General features: G+C 42.4%; 25 protein-coding genes. 14 read left to right on the plus strand and 11 right to left on the minus strand.

Translation table 11 applies throughout. The features are described from left to right. Position 1: 1 nt before the first annotated feature. Together QUB12_RS05945 and QUB12_RS05950 are read right to left on the minus strand one after the other, a co-directional pair. Complete coding sequence (locus QUB12_RS05945; RefSeq protein WP_333305942.1) at positions 2-1,159, minus strand: hypothetical protein; 1,158 nt, start codon at positions 1,157-1,159, stop codon at positions 2-4. Between the two features lie 45 nt (positions 1,160-1,204). Continuing rightward, positions 1,205-1,906, minus strand: a complete 702-nt coding sequence (locus tag QUB12_RS05950) for an SWIM zinc finger family protein (protein WP_333305944.1) — start codon at positions 1,904-1,906, stop codon at positions 1,205-1,207. 263 nt (positions 1,907-2,169) lie between these two features. Between QUB12_RS05950 and QUB12_RS05955 the strand changes: the two genes are divergently transcribed. Beyond that, entirely contained in the window at positions 2,170-2,367 is a 198-nt protein-coding gene (locus QUB12_RS05955; RefSeq protein ID WP_333305946.1) for a hypothetical protein, read from the plus strand. Positions 2,368-2,583: 216 nt separating this feature from the next. Here QUB12_RS05955 and QUB12_RS05960 read toward each other — a convergent pair whose 3' ends face one another. Next, positions 2,584-4,566: an NB-ARC domain-containing protein gene (locus tag QUB12_RS05960; protein WP_333305949.1), complete on the minus strand. Its 1,983-nt coding sequence runs from the start codon at positions 4,564-4,566 to the stop codon at positions 2,584-2,586. 596 nt (positions 4,567-5,162) lie between these two features. On the opposite strand from QUB12_RS05960, the gene QUB12_RS05965 reads away from it, so the two are divergent. From QUB12_RS05965 to QUB12_RS06000, 8 genes are all read left to right on the plus strand, one after another. Continuing rightward, complete coding sequence (locus tag QUB12_RS05965) at positions 5,163-5,648, plus strand: hypothetical protein (RefSeq protein WP_333305950.1); 486 nt, start codon at positions 5,163-5,165, stop codon at positions 5,646-5,648. Positions 5,649-5,671: 23 nt separating this feature from the next. Beyond that, positions 5,672-5,779, plus strand: a complete 108-nt coding sequence (locus QUB12_RS05970; RefSeq protein ID WP_445243127.1) for an IS1/IS1595 family N-terminal zinc-binding domain-containing protein — start codon at positions 5,672-5,674, stop codon at positions 5,777-5,779. A 2-nt stretch (positions 5,780-5,781) separates the two neighbouring features. Then, complete coding sequence (locus QUB12_RS05975; RefSeq protein ID WP_333212423.1) at positions 5,782-6,084, plus strand: hypothetical protein; 303 nt, start codon at positions 5,782-5,784, stop codon at positions 6,082-6,084. A 299-nt stretch (positions 6,085-6,383) separates the two neighbouring features. Next, positions 6,384-6,506 carry a hypothetical protein gene (locus QUB12_RS05980; RefSeq protein WP_333212425.1) on the plus strand — a complete coding sequence of 41 codons (123 nt, stop codon included), beginning with the start codon at positions 6,384-6,386 and terminating at the stop codon, positions 6,504-6,506. Positions 6,507-6,518: 12 nt separating this feature from the next. Continuing rightward, a protein-coding gene (locus QUB12_RS05985; RefSeq protein WP_333212427.1) for an IS1 family transposase occupies positions 6,519-7,221 on the plus strand; the annotation gives its coding sequence in 2 pieces (ribosomal slippage) (positions 6,519-6,841 and positions 6,840-7,221; 705 coding nt in all). Positions 7,222-7,455: 234 nt separating this feature from the next. Continuing rightward, complete coding sequence (locus tag QUB12_RS05990) at positions 7,456-7,794, plus strand: hypothetical protein (protein WP_333154976.1); 339 nt, start codon at positions 7,456-7,458, stop codon at positions 7,792-7,794. Positions 7,795-7,878: 84 nt separating this feature from the next. Continuing rightward, entirely contained in the window at positions 7,879-8,241 is a 363-nt protein-coding gene (locus QUB12_RS05995) for a hypothetical protein (protein ID WP_333212429.1), read from the plus strand. A 54-nt stretch (positions 8,242-8,295) separates the two neighbouring features. Then, positions 8,296-8,754, plus strand: a complete 459-nt coding sequence (locus QUB12_RS06000; RefSeq protein WP_333140657.1) for a hypothetical protein — start codon at positions 8,296-8,298, stop codon at positions 8,752-8,754. A gap of 422 nt (positions 8,755-9,176) precedes the next feature. Here QUB12_RS06000 and QUB12_RS06005 read toward each other — a convergent pair whose 3' ends face one another. The 4 genes from QUB12_RS06005 to QUB12_RS06020 form a co-directional block, all read right to left on the minus strand. Then, positions 9,177-10,040 (minus strand): CPBP family glutamic-type intramembrane protease, encoded by an 864-nt coding sequence (locus QUB12_RS06005; protein WP_333305952.1) that lies wholly within the window; start codon positions 10,038-10,040, stop codon positions 9,177-9,179. Between the two features lie 309 nt (positions 10,041-10,349). Further along, on the minus strand, positions 10,350-11,390 hold the full coding sequence (gene lpxD, locus QUB12_RS06010) for a UDP-3-O-(3-hydroxymyristoyl)glucosamine N-acyltransferase (protein ID WP_333140661.1): 1,041 nt from the start codon (positions 11,388-11,390) through the stop codon (positions 10,350-10,352). 143 nt (positions 11,391-11,533) lie between these two features. Then, a complete protein-coding gene (locus QUB12_RS06015; RefSeq protein ID WP_333140663.1) occupies positions 11,534-11,851 on the minus strand; it encodes a YkvA family protein in 318 nt (105 codons plus the stop codon). 551 nt (positions 11,852-12,402) lie between these two features. Beyond that, positions 12,403-13,518 (minus strand): SPFH domain-containing protein, encoded by a 1,116-nt coding sequence (locus QUB12_RS06020; RefSeq protein WP_333305954.1) that lies wholly within the window; start codon positions 13,516-13,518, stop codon positions 12,403-12,405. Between the two features lie 318 nt (positions 13,519-13,836). On the opposite strand from QUB12_RS06020, the gene QUB12_RS06025 reads away from it, so the two are divergent. The 3 genes from QUB12_RS06025 (at position 13,837) to QUB12_RS06035 (ending at position 14,485) form a co-directional block, all read left to right on the plus strand. Beyond that, positions 13,837-13,974, plus strand: coding sequence for a DUF433 domain-containing protein (locus QUB12_RS06025; RefSeq protein WP_333305956.1), 138 nt, complete (start codon positions 13,837-13,839; stop codon positions 13,972-13,974). Between the two features lie 48 nt (positions 13,975-14,022). Further along, positions 14,023-14,157: a hypothetical protein gene (locus QUB12_RS06030; protein WP_333305958.1), complete on the plus strand. Its 135-nt coding sequence runs from the start codon at positions 14,023-14,025 to the stop codon at positions 14,155-14,157. Positions 14,158-14,341: 184 nt separating this feature from the next. Further along, positions 14,342-14,485, plus strand: a complete 144-nt coding sequence (locus tag QUB12_RS06035) for a hypothetical protein (RefSeq protein WP_333305960.1) — start codon at positions 14,342-14,344, stop codon at positions 14,483-14,485. Between the two features lie 106 nt (positions 14,486-14,591). Here the strand turns inward: QUB12_RS06035 and QUB12_RS06040 are convergent, their stop codons facing one another. Both QUB12_RS06040 and QUB12_RS06045 read right to left on the minus strand, forming a co-directional pair. Continuing rightward, positions 14,592-14,978, minus strand: a complete 387-nt coding sequence (locus QUB12_RS06040) for a hypothetical protein (RefSeq protein ID WP_333305962.1) — start codon at positions 14,976-14,978, stop codon at positions 14,592-14,594. Positions 14,979-14,988: 10 nt separating this feature from the next. Beyond that, positions 14,989-15,222, minus strand: a complete 234-nt coding sequence (locus tag QUB12_RS06045; RefSeq protein ID WP_333305964.1) for a hypothetical protein — start codon at positions 15,220-15,222, stop codon at positions 14,989-14,991. 178 nt (positions 15,223-15,400) lie between these two features. On the opposite strand from QUB12_RS06045, the gene QUB12_RS06050 reads away from it, so the two are divergent. Continuing rightward, complete coding sequence (locus tag QUB12_RS06050) at positions 15,401-16,996, plus strand: IS1182 family transposase (RefSeq protein WP_333305966.1); 1,596 nt, start codon at positions 15,401-15,403, stop codon at positions 16,994-16,996. Between the two features lie 482 nt (positions 16,997-17,478). Here QUB12_RS06050 and QUB12_RS06055 read toward each other — a convergent pair whose 3' ends face one another. Together QUB12_RS06055 and QUB12_RS06060 are read right to left on the minus strand one after the other, a co-directional pair. After that, positions 17,479-19,467 carry a dynamin family protein gene (locus tag QUB12_RS06055; protein ID WP_333305969.1) on the minus strand — a complete coding sequence of 663 codons (1,989 nt, stop codon included), beginning with the start codon at positions 19,465-19,467 and terminating at the stop codon, positions 17,479-17,481. Positions 19,468-19,544: 77 nt separating this feature from the next. Continuing rightward, on the minus strand, positions 19,545-21,476 hold the full coding sequence (locus QUB12_RS06060; RefSeq protein ID WP_333305971.1) for a dynamin family protein: 1,932 nt from the start codon (positions 21,474-21,476) through the stop codon (positions 19,545-19,547). Between the two features lie 374 nt (positions 21,477-21,850). Between QUB12_RS06060 and QUB12_RS06065 the strand changes: the two genes are divergently transcribed. Beyond that, positions 21,851-22,363 (plus strand): LuxR C-terminal-related transcriptional regulator, encoded by a 513-nt coding sequence (locus QUB12_RS06065; protein WP_333305973.1) that lies wholly within the window; start codon positions 21,851-21,853, stop codon positions 22,361-22,363. The last annotated feature ends 13 nt before the right edge of the window (positions 22,364-22,376 follow it).

The following is a 22,376-nucleotide window of genomic DNA, read 5'->3' on the forward strand; positions in this document are numbered from 1 at the left end:
CTCAATCTAAATCTGGACTCTTCAGCATCCCCATTAACTTCCGCTTCCGATTGTGTACTTGCATAAGTTGAGAACGATAAGCACACCACTGAAGATTTTGCCCCATTTGTAAATAGGCAGCGCGGGCTTTTTCCAACCACTTAATTGCACGATCGTAGTCCTCTGATTTCCCCCGATCCATAATCGATTCAGCAAGCCGACAAGCATTGGCGATCGTCCAATCGGGGCGGTGGGCGATCGCAGCCCCCATTACTCGGTGAATCAGTGCCGATTCGTAGCCACTCAAACCATCAGCAACAGCGATCGCATCTTCAATAAGTCCCTCATAGAGAAAAATATCAACCTGTGCTTCAGAAACTCCCCAACTTCTATCACTTCTCAGAGTTGCTAACAAATTTGCTTTCACAGTTGACCAACTGTTTCCTGCAAACTCCTTCACTAAAAGATAATCGGCAAAGGATGGTTTGATTTGAAATACCCGCATTCTAGAATTTAATGCAACTTCGTTTTCTCCCAATTCAACAGCCAACTCACTCGTCCAAATTGCCAGTTTATAAAGGCAATTGCCTGACAAATTCAACCCAGTTTGAGCAATTTTTAGAGCTTCAGCTTGGGCTTCCTGTGCTTGTAAACTTTGAGCGAGAGCAAAAGCATCTTCCGCTGAGTTCATCTGAGTAGCAGCAGCTTCCACTGCTTCTTCTACTCTCCCCAAACGACTTAACATCGTCAAGTATTGTTGAGAGCAGTTTTCTGCTTGGGCTAAGTATAAGTATTCTTGATAGCGTTCCTGGCGATCGAGGATTTGCAAGCGAATTAATGCTAAGTTCTTAGCACATTTTGGTGGGTCATTAGCTCCTATTTCTTGCCCCGTAATATTTCCTTGAAGTACCTGTTGAATTAGGGGGTCATCCAAACCTTGGCGTAATGCTTTCAAGCTCATGGTGAAATCGCAATCCCATTCATCTTGCCAAGCTTCTAACATCCCCTGAAGATCGATCTCTTCTTCAGCAGTTAGTTCAGCCGTTAAAATGGCTTCTGTCCAAGCTTCATCCAAAGCGTTAGCTATATCTGAACTTTCAGCGCCATATTCTTCTACGTCATCCCAATCTTTAACGCAGGCTTCGGTGATGGCTTGTAAAATTACTAAGCTGTTCGGCATTTAAAGGACTTGCGTAAGGTGCGTCAGCATCTAAGGTTTTCCGTTTCAGCGTAAGGGTTCGCGAATGACGCACCCTACTAGCCTCGTTACTGGTTTAAATGCTCCACAGCTTAAGGCGTTGTTACCATCTCCCTCTGCAATCAATTCCTGTGCTTGCTGAATCACATCTAAAACTTCTTCTGTAATGGGGTCTTCTTCCCCCCATCCCTCGTCGAAATAACGCACAGCATTTCGCAAAATTTGTCGTACTTGTTGTCTAAAAGGAGCCGGATTAATGGAGGTACGACGGGGTGCTTTAGTAGGTTGCTGTGGAGGCGTAGGAATAGCACTTAAGTTAACGTATCGTTCGATCGGATCGATGAGTGAGGGTTGCTTTTCTACTAAATGTTGTATTAATTGCTGGGTTTGTATATCGTTGAGGCGATCGAGTAACTGTTCCAGTGTGGGGCGCTGCTCAATTATTTGTGGTTGTCGCAGACATAATAACATGGTAGCAACAATATGTTTACACCACCCAACGCGATCGTAAGCACAAGTGCAATTTGATGATGCCACATTAGCGTCATCAAAGTTTATCGTAATACGGTAAGGTTGCACAGCAGAACCCTCCACTATTGCTTGCACAATATTGCCACGCAGGACAGCGCTAGTAACATTACCCGCTAAATAGTAAGTTTCACCGCGCTTGAGGGAGGCGGCAGAGGTATTATGCTGGATCGTCGCTTCACTAAGTTTGGGAATTGGCATGAGACTATGCCTGAGCAATTAAAGGATTAGACTTAATTTTACCTCAGAGATGTACCCTGCCTAGGATTTAATTGCGTCTCAATGTACGATTTACAGAAAATTCAATAATCCGTAAAGCAAGCACTGAGAAGGTTTGCAGCTTGATGAGGGGAATTTTTTTATTAAAATTTTGCATAATTGTTTCCCTACCCCCTGGTTAATAATAGAGCGCAGTTGGCCAACTAGCTTCTCCCTTATCCCTTTCTTTGACGGAGAAACGAGCTGTGATACCTATAGTTTCATCTACCCCCCTGACATTATTAGCAATGGGGGTTCCCAATGCTGCGGGAGAAATCATTGCCAATATAGAGGCAAGTTTAGTATCAGCCGTTGGTAGTTATCCCTTGATGGAAATTGCCCAAGTTGAGCGCAGAACAAAATGCACTTCTGGAGAGGACGATCCGATAGTTCCTCCGAACTAAGGAATGAGAAATAAATAACTTCCACAAGTTTGTGGGATGGGCGTCCCGCCCGTCCCACAATAACAATTAAAATTGTAAGTTATTTAATTTGCGATCCTAAATAACTTTAATTGCTAGCGAGCTTTCAGTAGGGTGCGTCAGCTAGTTAAATGGTGAAGTAGGAGCGAAAAACTGAGAACTACTGACGCACCCTACTGTAATTTAATTAAAATTTAATTAATTAGGTTCTCGGCCCGAAGCACTGAGCCTCTCGCGGGCAAAGCTCTTCCAAATACTTAATTCTGGAAGTTTCCACGCCATACCTTCTTGTTGTTGGCCTTGGGCAGAGCAATTCAGGCATTTTTGCCAGCAAGAAAGAGCTGCTGTTGTCTCCCCTTTTGCTTCGAGAACTTGTGCTAGCAAGCAGTGTGCAACAGCATAGGAGTTACCTAATTCAATTGCTTTTTCCAGATGAGTCTCGGCGTCACTGTAAAGTTGCATTCCTAGATAAGCCCATCCCAGATTTTTGTGGAGCGTGACTTGCACCATTTTGTCATTAACTTTTGGCAAAATGGAGAGAATTAGCTCTACCGCTATGTCAAAATTTTCGCTGAGAATTTCCAATCGAGCTAAATTATTGACAGCCGCACCGGCAGCGCGACTGTTTTTATATTCTGCTGCTTTTTTGTAGTGCTGGCGAGCGTTGGACAAATCTTCGAGTTTTTCGTAGGTTGACCCTAAATTGTAGTTAGCTGCTGGCAGTTCTGGATTGTAGCGAAGGGTTTGTGTTAAATAACATTTGGCCGTCTGTAACTCACTCTCTAAGTATTTCTTGTAACCAATTTGATTCAGGTATTTAGCAATTAATTGATGGGTGACAAATCGCCTAGCCTGCGGGCTGACTGTCAGGCGTTCTTCCCCGGACTCGGTGAGGGCTTGCAGGAGCGATCGCTCAATTAGAATTTCTATAGCCAGTTTCAATTCTGATAAGTCTTCAGCAAATAGTAGACTGGATTGCAACTCGCTAATGGTGGCGGGTTTATTGCTTGCCAAACTAGACAACACTTTTACTTCTAATTCATAAAAATCCTGAAATTGATGCTCAAAGAAATCTCGGACAATGCCCTCAATAACCGAGGGAGTTTTTTTGATGAGTTGTGCTAAATTGCCGGCTAACATATCTTGAGCGTGAGTGACAGCTATTTTTAAAAGGAGGGGATTGCCGCCATATAGGTAAATGAGTTCTGATAGTAAATTACTCTCTGAAGTAGAAACTTGGGGGGCGGATAAAATGATTTGTTTGGCATCCTTTTCTGGTAACTCACTCAGTTCTAAAGCTCGACAATGTAAGGTTTCTTCTGCTAAATTATCGATTTCTATAGGGTGAGTCCAACTGATGAGAAGCAGGCAACTTTGGTGAGAGGTTTGTGCTATTTGTTGGAAGAGTTCCCGGTAACTTTCGTCTCCGGGGCGGTAGTGTCCTGCTAGCTGTCCGCTTTCGAGGATAGTTTCGACTTCATCGAAGACTAATAAACAGCGGGTTAAACGCAAATGTTCTATTAATTGGGCGATGAGTGAGTTGCTGGGTTTGGGAAGGTCGATTTGTGAATGATGAGATAGGAATTGCAATAGCTCTGGCAAGAGTTTTTCAAGGGGGGCAGAGGTGGCGAGATTTCGCCATATTATGGTTTGAAATTCCCCTTGAATTTGTTGTAGAGTTTGGGTAGCTAATGCTGTTTTGCCAATCCCTCCCATGCCACAAATTGTGACTACTCGACAACGGTTTGTTACTATCCATTTTTGGAGAGTTTCTATTTCGGAATTGCGTCCGTAAAAAGGTTCTTTAGCTGGGACTTCTCCCCAATCAATACGCGGTGAGAATTGAGGGATAGTTGTGTCTTGAAAGCGGGTATTCTCTACGGTTGGAGCAACTTCGCGGTCGCTTGTGGCATCGTGACGGTTAGTGGAAACTTGTTTCTGGTATTCAGTTACGAGAATTTGCTGGAGTTTGGCTAATTTTCCAGGCCCAGCACCTTGAACTTCAAATTTTTTATACACTTCTCCCAGGCGTTTTTGTAAGGCATCTTTGCGAACGCGAAGCTGGTCTGAAATATCAGACATGGATTCGCCTTTGATTGCTCTTGATAAGACTTCAAATTCGTTTTCGGAAATGCCAACTTTAGTGGCTAAAGTTATTAAAAAATCTTCGGGAAGTTTCATACTACGTTGAATACAGGTATTACAAAGCTGGCGGTTCTACTCAAAGATAGCTGGGAAAGGACGGGGCGATCGCGCGAAATCAGCGAACACAGGAATTTTGGCAGTGGAAACAGAGGCTTCTGGGCTGTAACTTGATTATATGGGCTTTTTTCTCACTTAGAAAGAGATAAATGAGATAGACAACAGAATAGTTGAGGGGCGATCGGCTGAAATTTGGAGCCATTTCTAGGTCATGCTACTTTATTTGTAAAGGTTGAGAGCTTAGTTAAGTTGCCGTTAGAGGGTCTAGAGCCTTGTGAAATCGACTTTTGAGGGTTTTATCTCATTTAATGAGATTTTTGTGAGCATTAGCTTGACAAACTAGAACTATGCTTGATACATTAATCTCAGTTAGGTGCGGTGGACGTTTCAGAAAGTCGGTACAGCCGGAGAGCTTTCTGAGTTCAGCGAACCTGAATACAGTTTCCCCCTCAGTTTTGCATAATTTTTGGGTTTGACCCTGGTTAATCAGTGGAGGTCGAAACCAGATTTACCTGTGAAAACTGCTGGACTAAAACAACTTACGAGCATCGTTGCTGATTGGAGAGTAAAAGGCCATGTTTAGGTGCGTCAAGTTGATAACCGCTTTACCGACGATCGCGCTTCTGTCTGTTTTCAATCTGTTTCCGAGGGCGATCGCCCAAGAATATCCGGGGTGTTTTCAGTTGAATTCTGAAAGAAAACAGTATGAATCTCTCGATCGGCTTTGTCGATTTCCCAAACCACCTGAAAACACGCGGAAGCCAGACCCTTTTAGGGTTCAGCTTGTGAATGGACTGGAGTTAACTGGATTAGCGATGCAAAATACAGGAACTCAGCGATTTCTGGTAGGGCGGTTGACCAACAAGCAAAGTAAGACGGCTAAAGTTCAGTCTATCAGCGTCCAATTTATCGATAAACGAGACGGGGCTGTAGTCGAATTTTTGACTGTTAAGCTTGGGGGTGTATTAGCTCGCAATCAGGGTTATGAATTCAGGGAAATTATGGATAATGCTCTTCAACTAGGCGATCGTAGTAACAATGATTTGGCGTTGCTGAGTTAGAGTATGAATAGGAGGAATAATTTATGCAATGCCCAGAATGTAAATTAACCCATATCCGTAAAAACGGCAAGAAGAAAGGAAAACAAAATCACATTTGTGTCCAATTCACTCCATACACTGATAGGTTTTAGAAATGAGCAGTTCACAGAAGTTGGTTCAATGCCCAAAATGTCGTTCTTTAGTAAGATTTGATCGGCTGAAAAATCATTTGAAGAAAGTTCATCATGATCAACAATCTGTTGTCGATAGCGAAGAATCTAACGATGAGTCTGATGACTATGTAGATTGGTATGCTTGCAACAGCGTAGATCGAATGGATGGAAGCAAGTATATTGGATATCATCGACGTGAATACGAAAACAGCCGCTTCGGTTCCTTTCCAATACATGATGACTATAGTGAAGAGTCATGGGCAGATGATAATCCCTGGGAATAGAGTTTGTTATTCACAGCAGAGATAAGTACGCGCACCACCTAACAATCGCGCTGCACCGGAATGCACCAGTCGATAGGTTGAGATGCAAAGTTTATCTGCGTCCGGTGAGCGCGAACGTTAACCTGCTAGATTTTGATTCAGCATCATAGGAATGAAAAATAAATAACTTAATGAATTACTCAGGTTGGGGTACGGCTCGATAATTCCATTTGGGCAAATAAAGTAAACTTCATAGTTAATCATACCAATTCACTATGAAGGTACACTAAAATATAGGGTAAAAGTAGAGGAAATCCAATATGGCGAACAAACTTCAGGTACAAATCCAGGAAACGGTTGAGGAACTAGAGCATCGACTTGAACGGAGTGCGACCGCCGTAAATAAAGAAAAATTAGGCGTTGCTGACTTAGAGTATGAATAGGAGGAATAATTTATGCAATGCCCAGAATGTAAATCAACCCATATCCGTAAGAACGGCAAGAAGAAAGGAAAACAGAATCACATTTGTGTCCAATGTGGTCGTCAATTCATCAATCAGTATGAACCCCATCGAGGTTATAGCGAGAGCATCAAACGTGATTGCCTAAAAATGTACGTCAATGGTATGGGTTTACGGGCGATAGAACGAGTTAAGGGAGTTCATCATACGACAGTAATAAATTGGGTAAAACAAGTCGGAAAACTGTTACCAGATGTTTATGACCCTGAAGTCATTCCAGAAGTGGGTGAGCTCGATGAATTACAAACTTATGTAAAAAAAAACCGACAAGATCTGGTTGTGGGCAGCGGTTGACCACTTTCAACCAGGAATTTTAGGATGGGTATTAGGGGAGCATAGTGCTAAGACATTTGAACCATTATGGGACAAAGTAAGTGCATGGAAATGCTATTTTTATGTAACTGATGGATGGTCTGTATATCCCATGTTTATTCCTGATGGCGATCAGATTATCAGTAAGACTTATATGACACGAGTAGAAGGGGAAAATACAAGACTAAGACATTATTTAGCCAGACTACATCGCAAGACTCTTTGTTATTCTAAATGTGAGAAAATGCTCAAGCATTCTATTAAGTTATTAATACATTACTTGAAATTTCACGATCTTCCCATTCCTGGGGCATTCATACCTTGATTCAGCAACGCCCAATGATTTGTCTATCAAGTTTTTGGAGTGGGACTAGGTAAGATACTAGAGACCAAACTTAAACACCTACCAAATCCTTCAATAAATTAGGAAAAATTCATGAAATAAGTAAGTAAAATTTGGGGCTTCTTTCATTGAATCCCTTTGTTAAACGGAAGTCAAGGCAAAAAAACCAAATTATCGGATTTTTAATTCCTCTATATACAGACTAGGAGCAACATTATGGACGAGTTTGTTAGGAAAGCTGCTGGACTAGGATTGCCTGTAATTTTACTTCTAATTGTGATGGCAACTACAGGTTTTGCAGGAGCTGCCGCAATTACGACTGCTTTGGCAATGTTAGGTGGGCCAGCAGGAATGTTCGGTGGTATTGCCTTGCTGGGCATCATCGGTTTAGCGACAGAAATGTTATCTAAGTACGGTCTTGAAGCGCTGTTAATTGGAATCTACAGGCAGCGCATTCAAAATGGAGAATCTCATGCTGCAATTTGCCAAGAAATCCGCCAATTACCACTATCTGGAGATTTGAGGCGGAGACTTGGGGAAGAGTTTGGGTTTTAGTAAACATCAGATGAGCAATTTTATTTGTAAATTGCCCAATATATATCTCTGCTAAGTGCTTAGAGAATCAAATAGGAGGAACAGATGGAGAGCGAATTGATTGGAGAGGTTAGATTACGCAACTGCCACCTAGTCTACCGTGAAGGCTCAAACTATCGAGTAGATGTGATTAAGGCTCAAAGACCTACAATCGTATTTACAAAAAACATTACTTGTGAAGTAGTGGAGTATTTGTACAATCAACTCAAGGGACATCAAGTTAATAAAGATGAAGCAGCAGATGTCCTCAAACCCGTTGCCAGCAAGTTAGATTTACCTTACAGCTATGGGCATCAGCTTGCCTATTATACGCAGGAGGTTTTAGTGGTACTTGTGGCGATAGGGAGAGCAAGTTTGAGTCAACAAATAGGTCGAGGTTGTTGTTATACAATTCTTCGGACGTGCTAAACCCTAAAACGAGGCGATCTAATAGCTTTTCCGAACCGCCAATAGACAATAAATATGAAATCTAATCAACTCATCCAAATCAGCGGTACACCTGGTCAAATTGTGGGGATTGTTCCCGTTCAAAGTAATGGCACAATTACGGTTAAATTGGCAGGCGAAATGTTACAAATTAGCTCGGAATCTTTTTTCGGGTTAGAAACAAAAGAAGTGTTTATTCCGATTGAGGATGTTAGAGCGATTGAAACAGGAGAGGGTTGTACTTGGTGGCTATTTTGGTTAGGAATTCCGACTCTCAGTATTTTTATCGGTGTTGTCTTTATTATTCTTGCCTTCATTGTCAAACAGCGGTATCTGACTATTTACAGCAGTCGGGTTAATGTGATAGTATTTCACAGGAAGGGAGAAAAAGTGGCTCAGTTTAGAAGTGGTGTTTTAGAGGCTCGCTATTCTAAGTCTCTGGCGATCGCTAAACCGCCCATGCCACCACCGCCATCACGTCCTTTGAATATTTGATTCAAGAGAGTAGATATCATATCAAATCCGCGCTTGATCGTCGGGCGTAAAATCGACTCAACATTCAACACTCAACCATCATTGAGTTTGGCGACCTCGAATTAACAGTTAACAATTAACAGTCAACTATTATGAGGAGTGCCACCGGAATTGATATCATAATCCAAATCTCCTGAGTTTATGGTGCTCAGCAGAATAAAAATGCTCGTGGTGCGATCCCCATATCCCGGATGAGGAAGACGCTTATATAGCAATTCTTGCAGCAGCCATAAATTTTTTAACCCCACCCCAACCCTCCCCTTGCTAAGGGGAGGGAGTAAGAAATTCACAAATGATTTAGGATTGCTATACTATCATTTATACCACAAATATAGGAGAGCCAATCTTTTATAAGAAACCGCATTTATTAGGGTAAGTCTTATTTAAATTAACAAAAGCACGGCTGCTGTTGCTAGCAATAACAGAATTCCGGCTGCACCGGCTAGGGGCTTGGCGGCGATTCCTGTAATCCATTCTGGTACGGTAGAAGTAGGTTTAATTGCGCCTTCTGTATCTACGGTAGTTATACCCCAAATCCAAGCTGCGTGAATGCCGATCGCCAATCCTAAACTGCCATTGTCGGCGATGCGGGCTAATGTTAAAACCATCCCCATCAGCCACAATCCGGGCAGTTGCGGTAGAGTTTCTTTGGCGGCCCAAATTAGGTGGGCGATCGCGAAAATGAAACTGGCGATCGCTGCTGCGATTAGCACTGAGTAATCTTGCTGGAGTATCGTTTGCAAGCAGCCGCGAAAGATTAACTCTTCTGTGGCGCTAATCCACAGTCCTAATAACAGAGTCAGCAGACTAGCAGGGCTAAAAATTAAAGTCCAAAAATTAATTGTTTTTTCGCCTGTTTCTGTGGAATTTTCGCTTTTTTTTAGCTCGATGCAGCCTGCGGTTAATTGCAGACCGAATAAAATTACTAAACTAATTATTCCTAATCCTAATCCCCGCATTAATGACATCAAAACTGCGGGTTGCCAATCCCAACCCCAATTGGTAAAAGAGGTGTTTTCAATCCACATTGTCGCCCATAAAATGAAGGGGACAATCACGTAGAGGGAAGCTAGTAAAGGTAATTTTTTGTTTCCCAGGGGTTGGGGCGGATGCCATTTGAGGGCGATCGCCAGCACAATTGCTATGGGCAGCCACACAACAATCCAAGTCAAGAAAAAGAAGATTATTTTGACAATTGCTGGTATTGACGGCGACAGCAGTCGCAGGTTAGTTATACTATTCCACATTTAAGGGGTTGCAACTATAATACTGTTGACTGTTGGCTGTTAACTGTTAACTGTTGACTGTTGACTGTTGACTGTTGACTGTTGACTGTTGACTGTTAACTGTTGACTGTTGACTGTTAACTGTTGACTGTTGACTGTTAACTAATGACTAATAACTAATAACTAATAACTAATGACTAATGACTACTGACTACTGACTACTGACTACTGACTACTGCCAACTGCCAACTGCCAACTGCCAACTGACTACTGCCAACTGCCAACTGCCAACTGCCAACTGCCAACTGCCAACTGACTACTGCCAATTGACTACCGATCGAGCTTGCGCTGAATTTGCCTCAGAGACTGGTACATTTCGGGCAAGCGGTTGTAGACGGCTGCGGCTTTGAGAAATAATTTATGCGGAATTGCTGGAACGCCCGTCACGATCGCACCTGCGGGCACATCGCTGTGAATTCCGGCTTTAGCAGTGGCGATCGCCCCATCTCCGATTTTGGCTTGATTGGCAATTCCTACTTGACCTGCCAAAATTACATTGTTGCCAATTTTTACTCCGCCAGCCATGCCAACGTGAGCGGCAAAAACGCAATTTTTCCCTACTTGACAGCCATGACCTACCTGTACTAAATTGTCGATTTTTGTATTCTGGCCGATGCGGGTTTCTCCGACAGCGGGCCTGTCGATCGTGCTGTTGCAGCCAACCTCAACGCCCTCTTCTAATACAGTGCAGCCAGACTGCTCCATTTTCACCCATCCTGTGGCTGTCGGCACGAACCCAAAACCTTCGGAACCGATCGCCGCACCGCTGTGAATCACGCAATTTGCCCCGATGCGAGTACGTTCGTGAATGACACAGTTAGCGTGTAAAACAGTGCCTTCGCCTATTTCCGCATCTGGGTAAATTACGACATTTGGATGAATGCAAACGTTGCTGCCAATTTTGACTTTTGCTTGAATAACGACGTGGGGGCCGATATAGACATTTTCACCAATTTCTGCTGAGGGGTGAACGACGGCTGAGGGATGAATTTCGGATGCTGGGCGAAACGGTTGATAGAAAATGGCGATCGTTTCAGCAAACAGCAATCGCGGATCTGCTGCGGCAACCCAAGCAATATTGCGATCGTCGCATTGAGCTTGAAGACTTTCATCTAAGGGCAAAATTAAAGCCGAAGCATTTGTAGTGGCTGTATGAACGGCAAATTTAGCACCTTCTATGTAACTGATTGTGCCCGATGCAGCTTCATCAACAGGGGCCGCGCCTGTAATTTCTGGATCGGTAGCAACCGACGCTGTGAGGGTGCGACTGGTGGCTAAATTAAGTTTTTGTACTATTTCGCTAAACTTCATCTATAAAAATTTGTTGTTAGCACAGATGGATCATAGTTAAAATTACCAGCTTTGGAGCACGATCTGAGCAGTTGCCATTTAAAAAACAAAAACCCCGGTTTCTTGAAGAAGTCGGGGTTGTAGCGCTCGATTATTTTTGGCAATTATTTTACAGAAACTGCATCTACGTCAACGGTGCTGCCGTTGGCTTCTGAATAATTGGCACCGGTGGCTTCGGATGCTGAAGCTGTCTCTGTTTGGCGGGATTTAAAGTAGTCGATCGCCATTTGGGAAACTTCGGAAATCAGCAAGACTGCAATTGCCACATCGTCAATTTGTCCAACGACGGGGAGAAAGTCTGGGGCAATGTCGATCGGGCTTACCAGATATGCCAGGGTTCCCAGAATAATCCACCAGCGGTATTTGGGGTTGCGGAGGGTGTCGCGATACCAGTTGTAAACAGATTGTATAGAAAAGTTCATCAGGTTGTCCTCTACTTATATTTTCCATCTTGACAAATTGTCGCTCGAAATGCTTGTGGAGATATCCCCCCTAGGGTTGGCAAGAGACTTCTACCTGGGAGTATAGGGAATTGGGGAGGGAGAAGGTGTCAATCGATTTTAGATTTTAGATTTTAGATTTTAGAATTGAAGCATTGACCCCACGGATAAATTCGGGGGCTCATTTATTGGATACAGGTTTTTTATTTCTGGACGGATGAATCACGTGGCGGGTATCCTGGATGCTTTCGGTCAAGCTGTGTGGGAATGGCGGGGACTCTTGGTAACGCCCCTACAGAAACCTGACTGATGAAAGCCGATGGAATTTATCTGTGTTTATCTGTGTTTATCTGCGGTTTAAAAAAACATTCATATTGACGGTAGATTCGGCATTTTTTACTTGTATATCGTTTAAAGCAAGTTACGTTGATTGGGATTTTTTAACCGCAGATGTCAGCAGATAAACACAGATGAATGCTGATGGGATTCATTTGTCTTTATCTGCTGTTTAAAAACATCTTCATATCTTTCACTCACGAATTTTGAAAGATCCATTTTTGGTCGCCGATCGCAATTTCGCAACCATTTGGTAGCCAAAAAGGCTCGTTAGCAGCCAGCCTCTGCCCCCCTACAAAAGTGCCGTTGGAACTGCCGCTATCGACAAGCTGATATCGCTGTTTGCCAATTTCGTCAGTGGCGCGGCGGATTTGAGCGTGGTAGCGCGAACTTTGCGGATCTTGTAATACTAAAGTGTTGGTCGGTTCGCGTCCAATTGTAAAGGGATTGGCTGTTAGGGCGATCGCCTCTCCAGAAAGTTTGTAGATTAAATATGCGGTTGTTTGGCGATCGCTGCTTGCGAGTACAGTTGGTGCAAGTTGGGGAGGATTTCTCCCAGCAGGGAGACTGTTTTGAGCAAGTTGTTGTGTTAGTTGTTGTAAATCGCGATCGAACCCTGCTGCTGTGTCTGAAGCTGGAAGACTCGCAGGAGAATTACCTGAAATTAAGTTTAACTGCTGTACGGGAGATTGAGGAACAATCGGGCGGCCTGCTTCGGCAATTCTCATTTGCAGGGCGGCGGCATTTTCTGCTTCCTGTCGGGCACTCATTCCCTCAACTTGGCGAATAACTCCGTTGGTTTCGGGAAAGCTGACATCGCCAATTCGCACGTCTTCTAAGTTAAAACCCAGGGTATAAAAATCTTGGACGCGATCGAGCAAATTTTGGCGCAGCAACAGCCGTCCTTGACTAATAAGCTGTTGTAGGGGTATTTGCCCGATCGCTAATCCCATACAATCCTTAACTGCACTTGCTAAAGCACCTATAGGATCGGACAATTCCAAAGCTACCCGTTTCGGATCTATAACTTGATAAATAACGGTCAGAGTGGCATCAATTAAAAATCGATCCTTAGACAAAAAATCTCCGTGCGACTGCACCTCCAAATTGCGGAGTTTGGTGTCTACGAGGACAATTTGAGACTGTTCCAGCAGGGGAAGGGCAAAGCTGAAATGCCGCCCGGATTTCAGGGTACGCACGGCGCGGCCGTTTTTGACCAACAAACCCGTGTAACCCGCCCCTATAAAGTCCATACTAAACCCGGCCCAGCGTTCTGGAGTTATCGTTTGAATCAGGGGAGAAGCGTTGTTCATGGGAGGGAGTTGAGGGAGGGGAGATTCTATTTTTAGGGTAACAAATTGCTGGGGGCGAGCGATCGGGCGGTGTGCCGGTTCCGCAACCTCTATTCTATACTTCTAGACACCCCGCGATTCAGGCCGGACTGGATCTAGCTTGCATCTAGTTGATGGTGGGGGCGATCGAAATACTGTCCGTAGGGTGCGTCTGATCCTTCCAACCTGTTGAAATCGAAAGAATTAATGTCTAACGCACCCTACAATTTCCTGTAACTGTGACTATTTGTGCTAATATTAAAGAGCTTAAAAATTACCAATTAATAGCCTTAAACTATAATGTCTAAGGAATCCGTCATCACAGAACATATCGAAATTACGCCTGGGGTACTTGGTGGTAAGCCGTGCATTGCCGGTCATCGAATTGCTGTAGCACACATCGCCGAAATGTATCTCAAAATGGGGATTTCTATATAAGAAATCGCGGGAAAGTACGATCTGCCACTGGCATCGGTTCATGCAGCAATGACCTATTATTACGATCGTCGAGAAGAAATCGATCGTCGCACGGCTGAAAGTCGAGCTATTGTGGAAGAATTAAAGCGTAATAGTCCACCATCTCCGTTACAAGAAAAATTGAGGGCAATTAGAGGTGAGTGAGCAAATTCGTTTTCATTTAGACGAACATATTGACTCTAATATTGCGCGCGGTTTACGTCGTTACGGGATAGATGTGACGACAACAGTTGATGCAGGGTTGCGTACTAAAAGCGATGAGTCACACCTAGCGTTTATTCGCTAAGAGCAGCGCGTGATATTAACTCAGGATGATGATTTTCTAATTATGGCAAGTGATACCACCGATTATCCGGGAATTGTCTATTGTCCTCCTAATTCTCGTTCTATTGGCGAGATTATCCGTAGTTTGATTTTAATTTATGAAGTCTATACACCTCAAGAAATGATCGGAAGGATTGAATATATTTGACATTATTGTAGGGCGATCGCACTTTAGGAAAATAAGGGCGATTCCCTACGGGATAGCTCCGCTTCACGCACTTTGAAAAAGCAACAATTGCGTTACACCCAAAACATTAGGAAACTGCTTTGAGGTATTGCGTTACAGGCTTCAAATCGATGTCATCGTTGTCAGTCAGTATTTTAAATAAATGACGCGGGATGCCGGCTGCAATCAAAGCTTCCAAATCGCGATCGAGCTTTGAGAAGTCTTCATAGATACCCACAAACTGACTTACGCAAGCTAAAGATGAATCTTTCGGGTCATTGACTCCCGTGTATTTGTACTGAATATCAAAACCTGCTTTTTCGCCAATTTCTTCGATATCCCAGTCTACAAGATTAATATCTATCGCTTCAACGGCTAGGGCAATATGACCGGGCGGTATGGGGTCAAGAGGCTCGCAGCACCAACCCTCAGAATGATTCCATACACTTTGACCAACTGATTCTCGAATTTTCATGGATTTTCCCTCACTGAAAGTAGCAGCGAAACCAGGCTTTGCCTTCAGGCCGAACATCTGCAAGAGACCGTTCATATTCAGTTGCTAGCTGTTGGCATTTCTTTTTCGCTTCTTTTAGGTTATACGCTTGTACGGGTTCGTTGATGGGATTGCCAAGCTCTTCTTTTTCTCGATCTGGATCTCTCACTCGCCCCCCTTTTTGCTGGTGTTGCTCGATGAGGGGGCTTGCTGAGCCTGGAACCATATTTCTATTGCTTCTTCCAACCCTTCTCCTATATTTAGCTGCTTGAGAGTACACGCAGCTTTAAACTGAAGTCCTAGGGCGCCGGTTCAGTATTCGGACTTGACAAAACTAAAGGTCTATGATAAGTGAATTGAGAAGCCGGTTAAATTCTAACAATCAGGAAGAAAGAAGAAATTTTATGCGTCCTGCCTCATGGCATCCTCCCATTGAACTGTCAGACTCAGAAGCGTTGATTATCAAACGCATCAAAAGAGCCAAGCTATTCACATTTCTTCGGCTGAACCGTTCATCCATATTTAATGATGAATTCCAAGACGAACTCGCTACAATTTTTAAAGACAGCACTGTTGGCAACTGTCCAGTGCCTCCTGCACAACTTGCGTTGGCAACAATCCTTCAAGCCTATATGGGGATTTCCGATGATGAAGTGATAGAAGAAATGGTAATGGATCAACGTTGGCAGTTGGTTTTAGATTGTCTGGGTTCCGAAACTCCACCCTTCAGTAAAGCTACCTTAATTAGATTCCGGAAGGGGTTAATCAAAAAAGAACTCGACCAACGTTTAATTGACCGCACCGTAGAAATTGCTAAACAAAAAGGTGGGTTTGGCTCATCTCAATTAAGAGTCGCCTTAGATTCCTCACCATTATGGGGAGCTGGTAAAGTCGAAGATACATATAATCTATTGGGTCATGCTTTGCGTAAGGCAGTGAGTGTGATAGCTCGTCAGCAGGGGCGGGGGCTGACAGAAATGGCTGATGAAGTCGGTGCGCCAATTCTCAAGAGTTCCAGCTTAAAAACTGCCTTAGACTTAAACTGGGATGATCCAATCGAGCGTCAAAACGCACTTTCAATTATCCTAAACAGCTTAGATTCTGTAGAAGAATGGATGCAATGTCAGTCCGATTGTGATGAAATTGAAGTGGCTCAAGAAACTCTGGATATTGCTCGATTCATTGAATCCCAAAATGTGACTTTAGACTCTCAAGGAACTCCTATTCTCACCAAAGGGGTGGCCAAAGACCGTCGCATTTCTATTGAAGACCCAGATATGCGGCATGGACGGAAAAGCCGCTCTAAGAAAATAGATGGGTATAAACGTCACGTCCTCAAAGATTTAGATATAGGTGTAGTTCGGGCTGTGGCTTTGACGAAAGCAAATACTCCAGAATCTGCTGCTACGGTTGACCTAGAAAGTGACTTAAGATTCCAAAATCCTCACCTAGCTGAGTTACATATTGACCGAGCTTATTTATCCAGTCATTGGGTCACACAGCGGGATGAGCAATTAAAAATATTTTGTAAGGCGTGGCCGGTCAGAAATTATGGCCGGTTTGATAAAAATGCCTTTTTCCTAGACTGGGATACGCATTTAATTAGCTGCCCAAATCAGGTAAGTATCCCATTTGAACCCGGAAAAGTTGTTCATTTTCCTGAGAGTGAATGTGCAATTTGTCCTCTGAGGGAAGACTGTACGAACAGTAAAAAAGGACGCAGTATATCAATTCATGCTGATGAAGCCTTAATGCAAGAGTTGCGAGCGCGTCAATCCACTACTATTGGTCGTCAAGAATTGAGAGAGCGTACTACAGTTGAACATTCTTTAGCTCATATTGGTCATTGGCAGGGGAATCGTGCCCGCTATATTGGACAACGTAAAAATCTCTTCGATCTACGCCGAGTCGCTGTTGTCCATAACCTTCATGTCATTGCTCGAATGGATAAGGTTCTGCCAATTAAACCGAGCATAGAGTCGAACTCATTGACCGGGTAACTGCATACAGCCTTTTTCTTGTCAATACCTAATACTGAACCGACGCTCTAGTTCTTTTCGGACATCTCCCGATAGCTGTATGTAATTTGGGTCGTGTCGCTTGGCTGGCACTTCTGTACTTTTTCCCATTTAGGTTTCCTCCAATTTTTATATTCTCACGATCGTACACCTGTTCTGCTGATATGTTATCATGTTAACAAGTTGAATATGTGCGCGAGTAAATAAAATAAGGGCGATCGCTTTTGGGATATGTGGATGGAAAAGATCGATCGATCGCCCTTTTGGATTCGGAATGAGAAAGGCGATCGAGCTTTGAGCAGTCCTCATAAATGCCGACTTGCCTGACTTACGCAAGCTAAAGTAGCAGCGAAGGATGGATTTGGGACAAGAGACGGCCGATCGCAATGCAGGGAAAATAAGGGCGATCGTACTTTTGGTTATTTGGGGAAAAGGGCGATCGCTCTGGGAAAAACAAAAAACTGCTACATCTGAGCAACTTGTCTCATTAACTCATTCAGTTCTCCATCAATAGCATTTAGTCGCTCTGAGAGCAATTTTAACTCCTGAATCTTTTGGTCAACATTGACTTGACCTTTTTGCTTTTCCGCCAAAATTGAGTTAACTTGAGTCCGAAGACTTTGAATCTCGCTACCAAGTCCTCTATCTACACCGTCCTCAATTTCTTTAATCTTAGCTGCAACAGCATTAGCTACTTCATTTGGCTGGTTTGATGCTTGCAATGTAGCTCCATATTCTTTGCCTACTTGTTGTTTAACCTTATCGTTAATTCCGTTAACCTTAATAAAGGCTTGTAGTGTACTACTACCAAATATTGCTGGAATTAATACCCAAGGATTGAGTCCAGCAAACGCTATTGTTACTGCAACGGTAGCAATTTGAGGAATCAGACTCTTGAGCATTTCCTTGTAGCCAAATAACCCTCCTATCGCGGCTGAACCATAGTCCATGAATACAAAACCAGCAATACCAGAGAGAATGCGATTAATAGGAGAAATTTTAGTGTCTTCTACTTCTACATCTAGTTTTGATATCTTAGTTCCAGAAACCTCAACACGCACTCGATCTAAATCGGAGAAAAAATTACCTGCCTTGTCTTCTAATTCTCGGAATAGATCGTCCAAACGGCTTCCCAAAAAAGGCTGTAACTCCTGACGTTGCCATTGGGTAAACTCTTTCTCTACTTTGCTAGAAAGATATTGAGTTACCTCTTCGACAACTCTTTTAGCTGCCGCTTCCATGTTGAAGATATCTTTAGAGAATAGTTTTACGCTTTCTTGGATTGTATATTCACTCACCCAGTCATCAAGTTTTTCATCGACTTTATTGAGAAGCTCGCGAGCTTTACCCCGAACTAACTCTTTAATATCTTCGCGGAAGTTCGATATCCGTCTAACTATGCTTTCACGCTCCTTTTCTAGGGAGCGCAATGACTCCTGAGCATCAGCATAGCGTTTTTCCAAAGTTTGCAAATCAGTTCTCAGCATGGATTCTCGCTGAGGAATAATTTTTCTGGATTCCTCAACAGACATTCGGAAAATTTTTTCTGAACGAACAATTTTTACCCGCCCTCTTTCCTTAGCTAAAAATGTTGCTAGTGCTTGCTCTACAAGTTCTATACCAGAAGCCTTAATCCGGTTCACATCGTTCTCTAAATAACCTTCCAAAGCATCCACAGCCGTGATAAAAAAGATACCCTTGGTTCCTTGTTTGGTTAGATTACTAAACTGAGATAAGCCGTGTTGTCTGACTCGCTCTTGCTCTTCTTTTCTGCGAATATCATTGAAGCGATTGCAGATAAAAAAGATATCCTCATGACCGCAATTACTCAACAGTTCGATCATCTTCTGTTCGGAAATTGACGGACCGAGTTGTTCGCAAGACAGAACAAAAAGCACAGCATCGACTCTTGACAAGTAATCTACTGTGACTTGCTGGCGTACTTCGTTCTCATTCAGTCCCGGAGAATCAATAATTTCTACACCATTGCGACAAAGTTCTAAAGGCCAAAATAATTCCACCTTTTCATAGGGGCTTTCTTTGCCTTCTTTTTTACCAGAGTCTTTAATAACAACATACTCCTCAATTTTGTCCACAGGTATTTCCTGGGGCGGTCGCGGTGAACCAGAAGCAGGCTTTTTGTGATATAGCATCGCTTTCTGCTTATCTCCCCATTTAACTTCATTAATGATTGCAGTAGTTGGTGTTGAGTATGCTGGTAGCACTTCTTGTCGCAACAAAGCATTAATAAAAGTGCTTTTCCCCCGCTTAAACTCACCCACTACAAGCACTTTGAAGCCATCGGTTAAAATTCGCTCCTCTAGCTTACGAATATTTGCTTCTGTTTCGGTCATGTTAAGAGAATGTAACACATCTATTTGCTGCTTTACTAAAACAGCTAGGGCGTTACGTTTTTGTTGAAATAACTGATATTGTCGATCGTTAGAGTTCATAGTAGTCTCCTTTTGACTATTAGATAGAGTTAGCCAGTGAGATTAGAAAGATTGAGTTAGGTAACTGATTTAATACATCAACGTAAATTGACTTTTATTTGCAGTTGCCTTCGCTCAATCTCCGCTAAGTCAGCTTGAATGGTCGCTTGCAACTGTGTCAATCGCTGCAATTCCATTTTTTGTTCGTTCAACATACCATCTACAACAAATTTGTAGTGAGTAATGTAAGCATTAATACGCTGATTGATGGCTGTCTTCAGATTGTCCGCATCTTTCTTTACTGTTGGTTGCACCTGTTGTTTGATTTCAGCAAAACAGTTATAAATTTTAGGTCGAATTTCATTCCAAATCTTTTGCTTGCGATCGTCAAGTAAGCCACGAAATACATGAGAGAAAAAGCCTGCCATTGCATTACCAAAATTTGAACTATTGAGTTGTTGTGCAGAAGAAATAACTGAATATGTATTGATTGAAATATTACTACTTGCGAACACCGAATTAGTTTCAACACGCCCACCTAATGCTTGCAAGGTCTGATACACTTCAGTAAATCTTTTATCAAAATATTGCCCCACTTCTTGTGCAGACTGAGAAAGATTCTGGCATTCATTTTGAATACTATCACTTAGTAAGTTTTGTTGATCTCGTAAAATTGTCGCAACCTTAGTATTAACAACATACTTGAGACCGTCCCAATCACTTGCGCCAAAAATAGCTTCTTTTACTTTAGCATTAGTTCGATCTCTAAAATTATCAACATGATCGTTGATTTTATTTTCCGAGCGAGTAGCAGTTCTATCGATCATATTAATACACTCTCTATATTGTTGATTTTTAAAAAATTCAATGTCTTGAATGGTTTCTTTCTGAATTTGAGCTTCTTTTTCCTTGTATTGATTCCATTGAGATTGTAAATAACTTTTGATTTGATTAAATAGCTGACCAAATAAACCTTGGATATTTTCACTAATAATTGCATTTCGTTCAGCTTTTAAGCGTTCTATGATTTCAACCTGCATTTGCGTGAATTGCTCGATCCAAAATTCCGGGTTATTTACTGCTTGCTGCTCTCCTGTGACATCATCCATAACAACCTGAGCAGAACATGAATACAATTTATTAGGATTAACTTCTAGCTGCTCTACCAATCTCTCTCTCACATTAGCCAACATTCTATTATGTTCTCTCTGGCGAATTTGATCCATGCGGCTAACAACATATATACAGCGATCTAGCGAAGAACGTATTGTCGCGATCAAAAATTCCGCCAAAGTGTCACTAACAGGTTGTGTAGCAGGTATTATAACAATAGCAACATCAGCTTTATTTTCTACAATTTCTCGTGTAATTTGTGCGTGTCTGGTATTGGTAGCATTAGTACCAGGTAGGTCAATAATCACGATATTATTTTGTAGAAAAGTGGCTGGATGATTAATATTAGCATCAATAACTTCTTTAGCTATCTCTTCTTCAGATGTAACTTTGTGAATAAACTCCCTAATGTCTATACCCTTAGCCCTAATGTCTTCAGATGTAATTAAATTTGTAAGATTATTTGAGCTGTTAAAAAAGCTGAGTAAAAAAGCAACGCCATCATTCAAAAATCCTTCAATAGCAGTTATTATGTCAAAGTCTAAACCTAATTTTTCGAGAAATATAATAATAGCTGATATCGCAGTTTTAGCCCAAAATCTTCTTGGTTTAATTATTTCTGGTACTTGCCTAAAATTTATTTCTATGTTAATTTCTTGACCATAGCGTAATCTAGTAGCAGCAGCAGTTGTCACTAAAGCTGATGTTTTCAGCAAATTATCACGGAGTAAGGCATTGATAAAGGTACTCTTACCACTAGAAAATTCTCCAATCACTGCTAAATAAAGATTGGGATCGTTTTGTCTTTGCTGAATACGTTGTATTAGCTGACGTAACCCATCTCTTTGAGATTGGGGAAGTTGAGATCGCTCAATTACATTGTTGGCAAATTGTATATGGTCATCATAATTATTCATATTACTATCCGTTCAATTTTTGATACAGAAAAGCGTGTATTGCCCGATCGCACCGCAAACAGATACCGCAATGCCTAAGCATCCAGTACCAACTCAGTCCCGCACCAAGCAACGTCTTCCTCCTATATATGTATTCGGCTTCAATCCCGAATTTTTATGCAGAATTTGGCGTATTGTTACAAATCTTTACACTTACCCATTAACCGCTGCTGTATCTGCACCATAAGCTCTTTACAAACAGCTCTATTTTTTTAAAGCAGAGCGATCGCCACACCGGTTTCAGCAATGATAAACTAAATTATACTCAGATAGCAACTAGCCAAAGCTATAACTTTAGTTAGGCTGTAGCTATCAACTAAGCGAGACATACTGCCATGACATCCAGCGACGAGATGTTTGCTGAAGCTGCGAATAACTGGGACTTGGAAAGGCTCTACAAAGCTATGGCAGAAGCCAAATGGCAAGTATCTCCCCGTGCCAGAAAGGGACTGACAGAACGGGAAAAGCTGTTTCTCCGAGGTTTGCTCTGCGGCCACAGTCCTGCTGAAATAGCTAGCCAACTCCATCAAAGTCGTAAAGGTGTTGAGGTTTATGTATCTAAAACTTTATATCAATACTTCAAAAAAATTACAGATGTACCTAACGAAAAGGTAAGCAACTGGAGAAATATTCACAACTGCCTAGAGGAAGCTGGATATAAAACTACGCCCTCTGTTAAATCTCACTCAAGCAATTATTCACCCCAAGTTCCGTTAGTAAATATAGTTAACATAGGTTTGAATAATCAAACTCATACCATAACAATTGACATTCACCTTCAACTAACATTACCTTCGCTTTCAGAGCCAACAATGACAGAAGACATGGATACAAAAGATCGCCCCTAACCAACCAATCTAA

It is taken from the genome of Microcoleus sp. B7-D4 (genome assembly GCF_036705125.1).
GTDB lineage: Bacteria > Cyanobacteriota > Cyanobacteriia > Cyanobacteriales > Microcoleaceae > Microcoleus.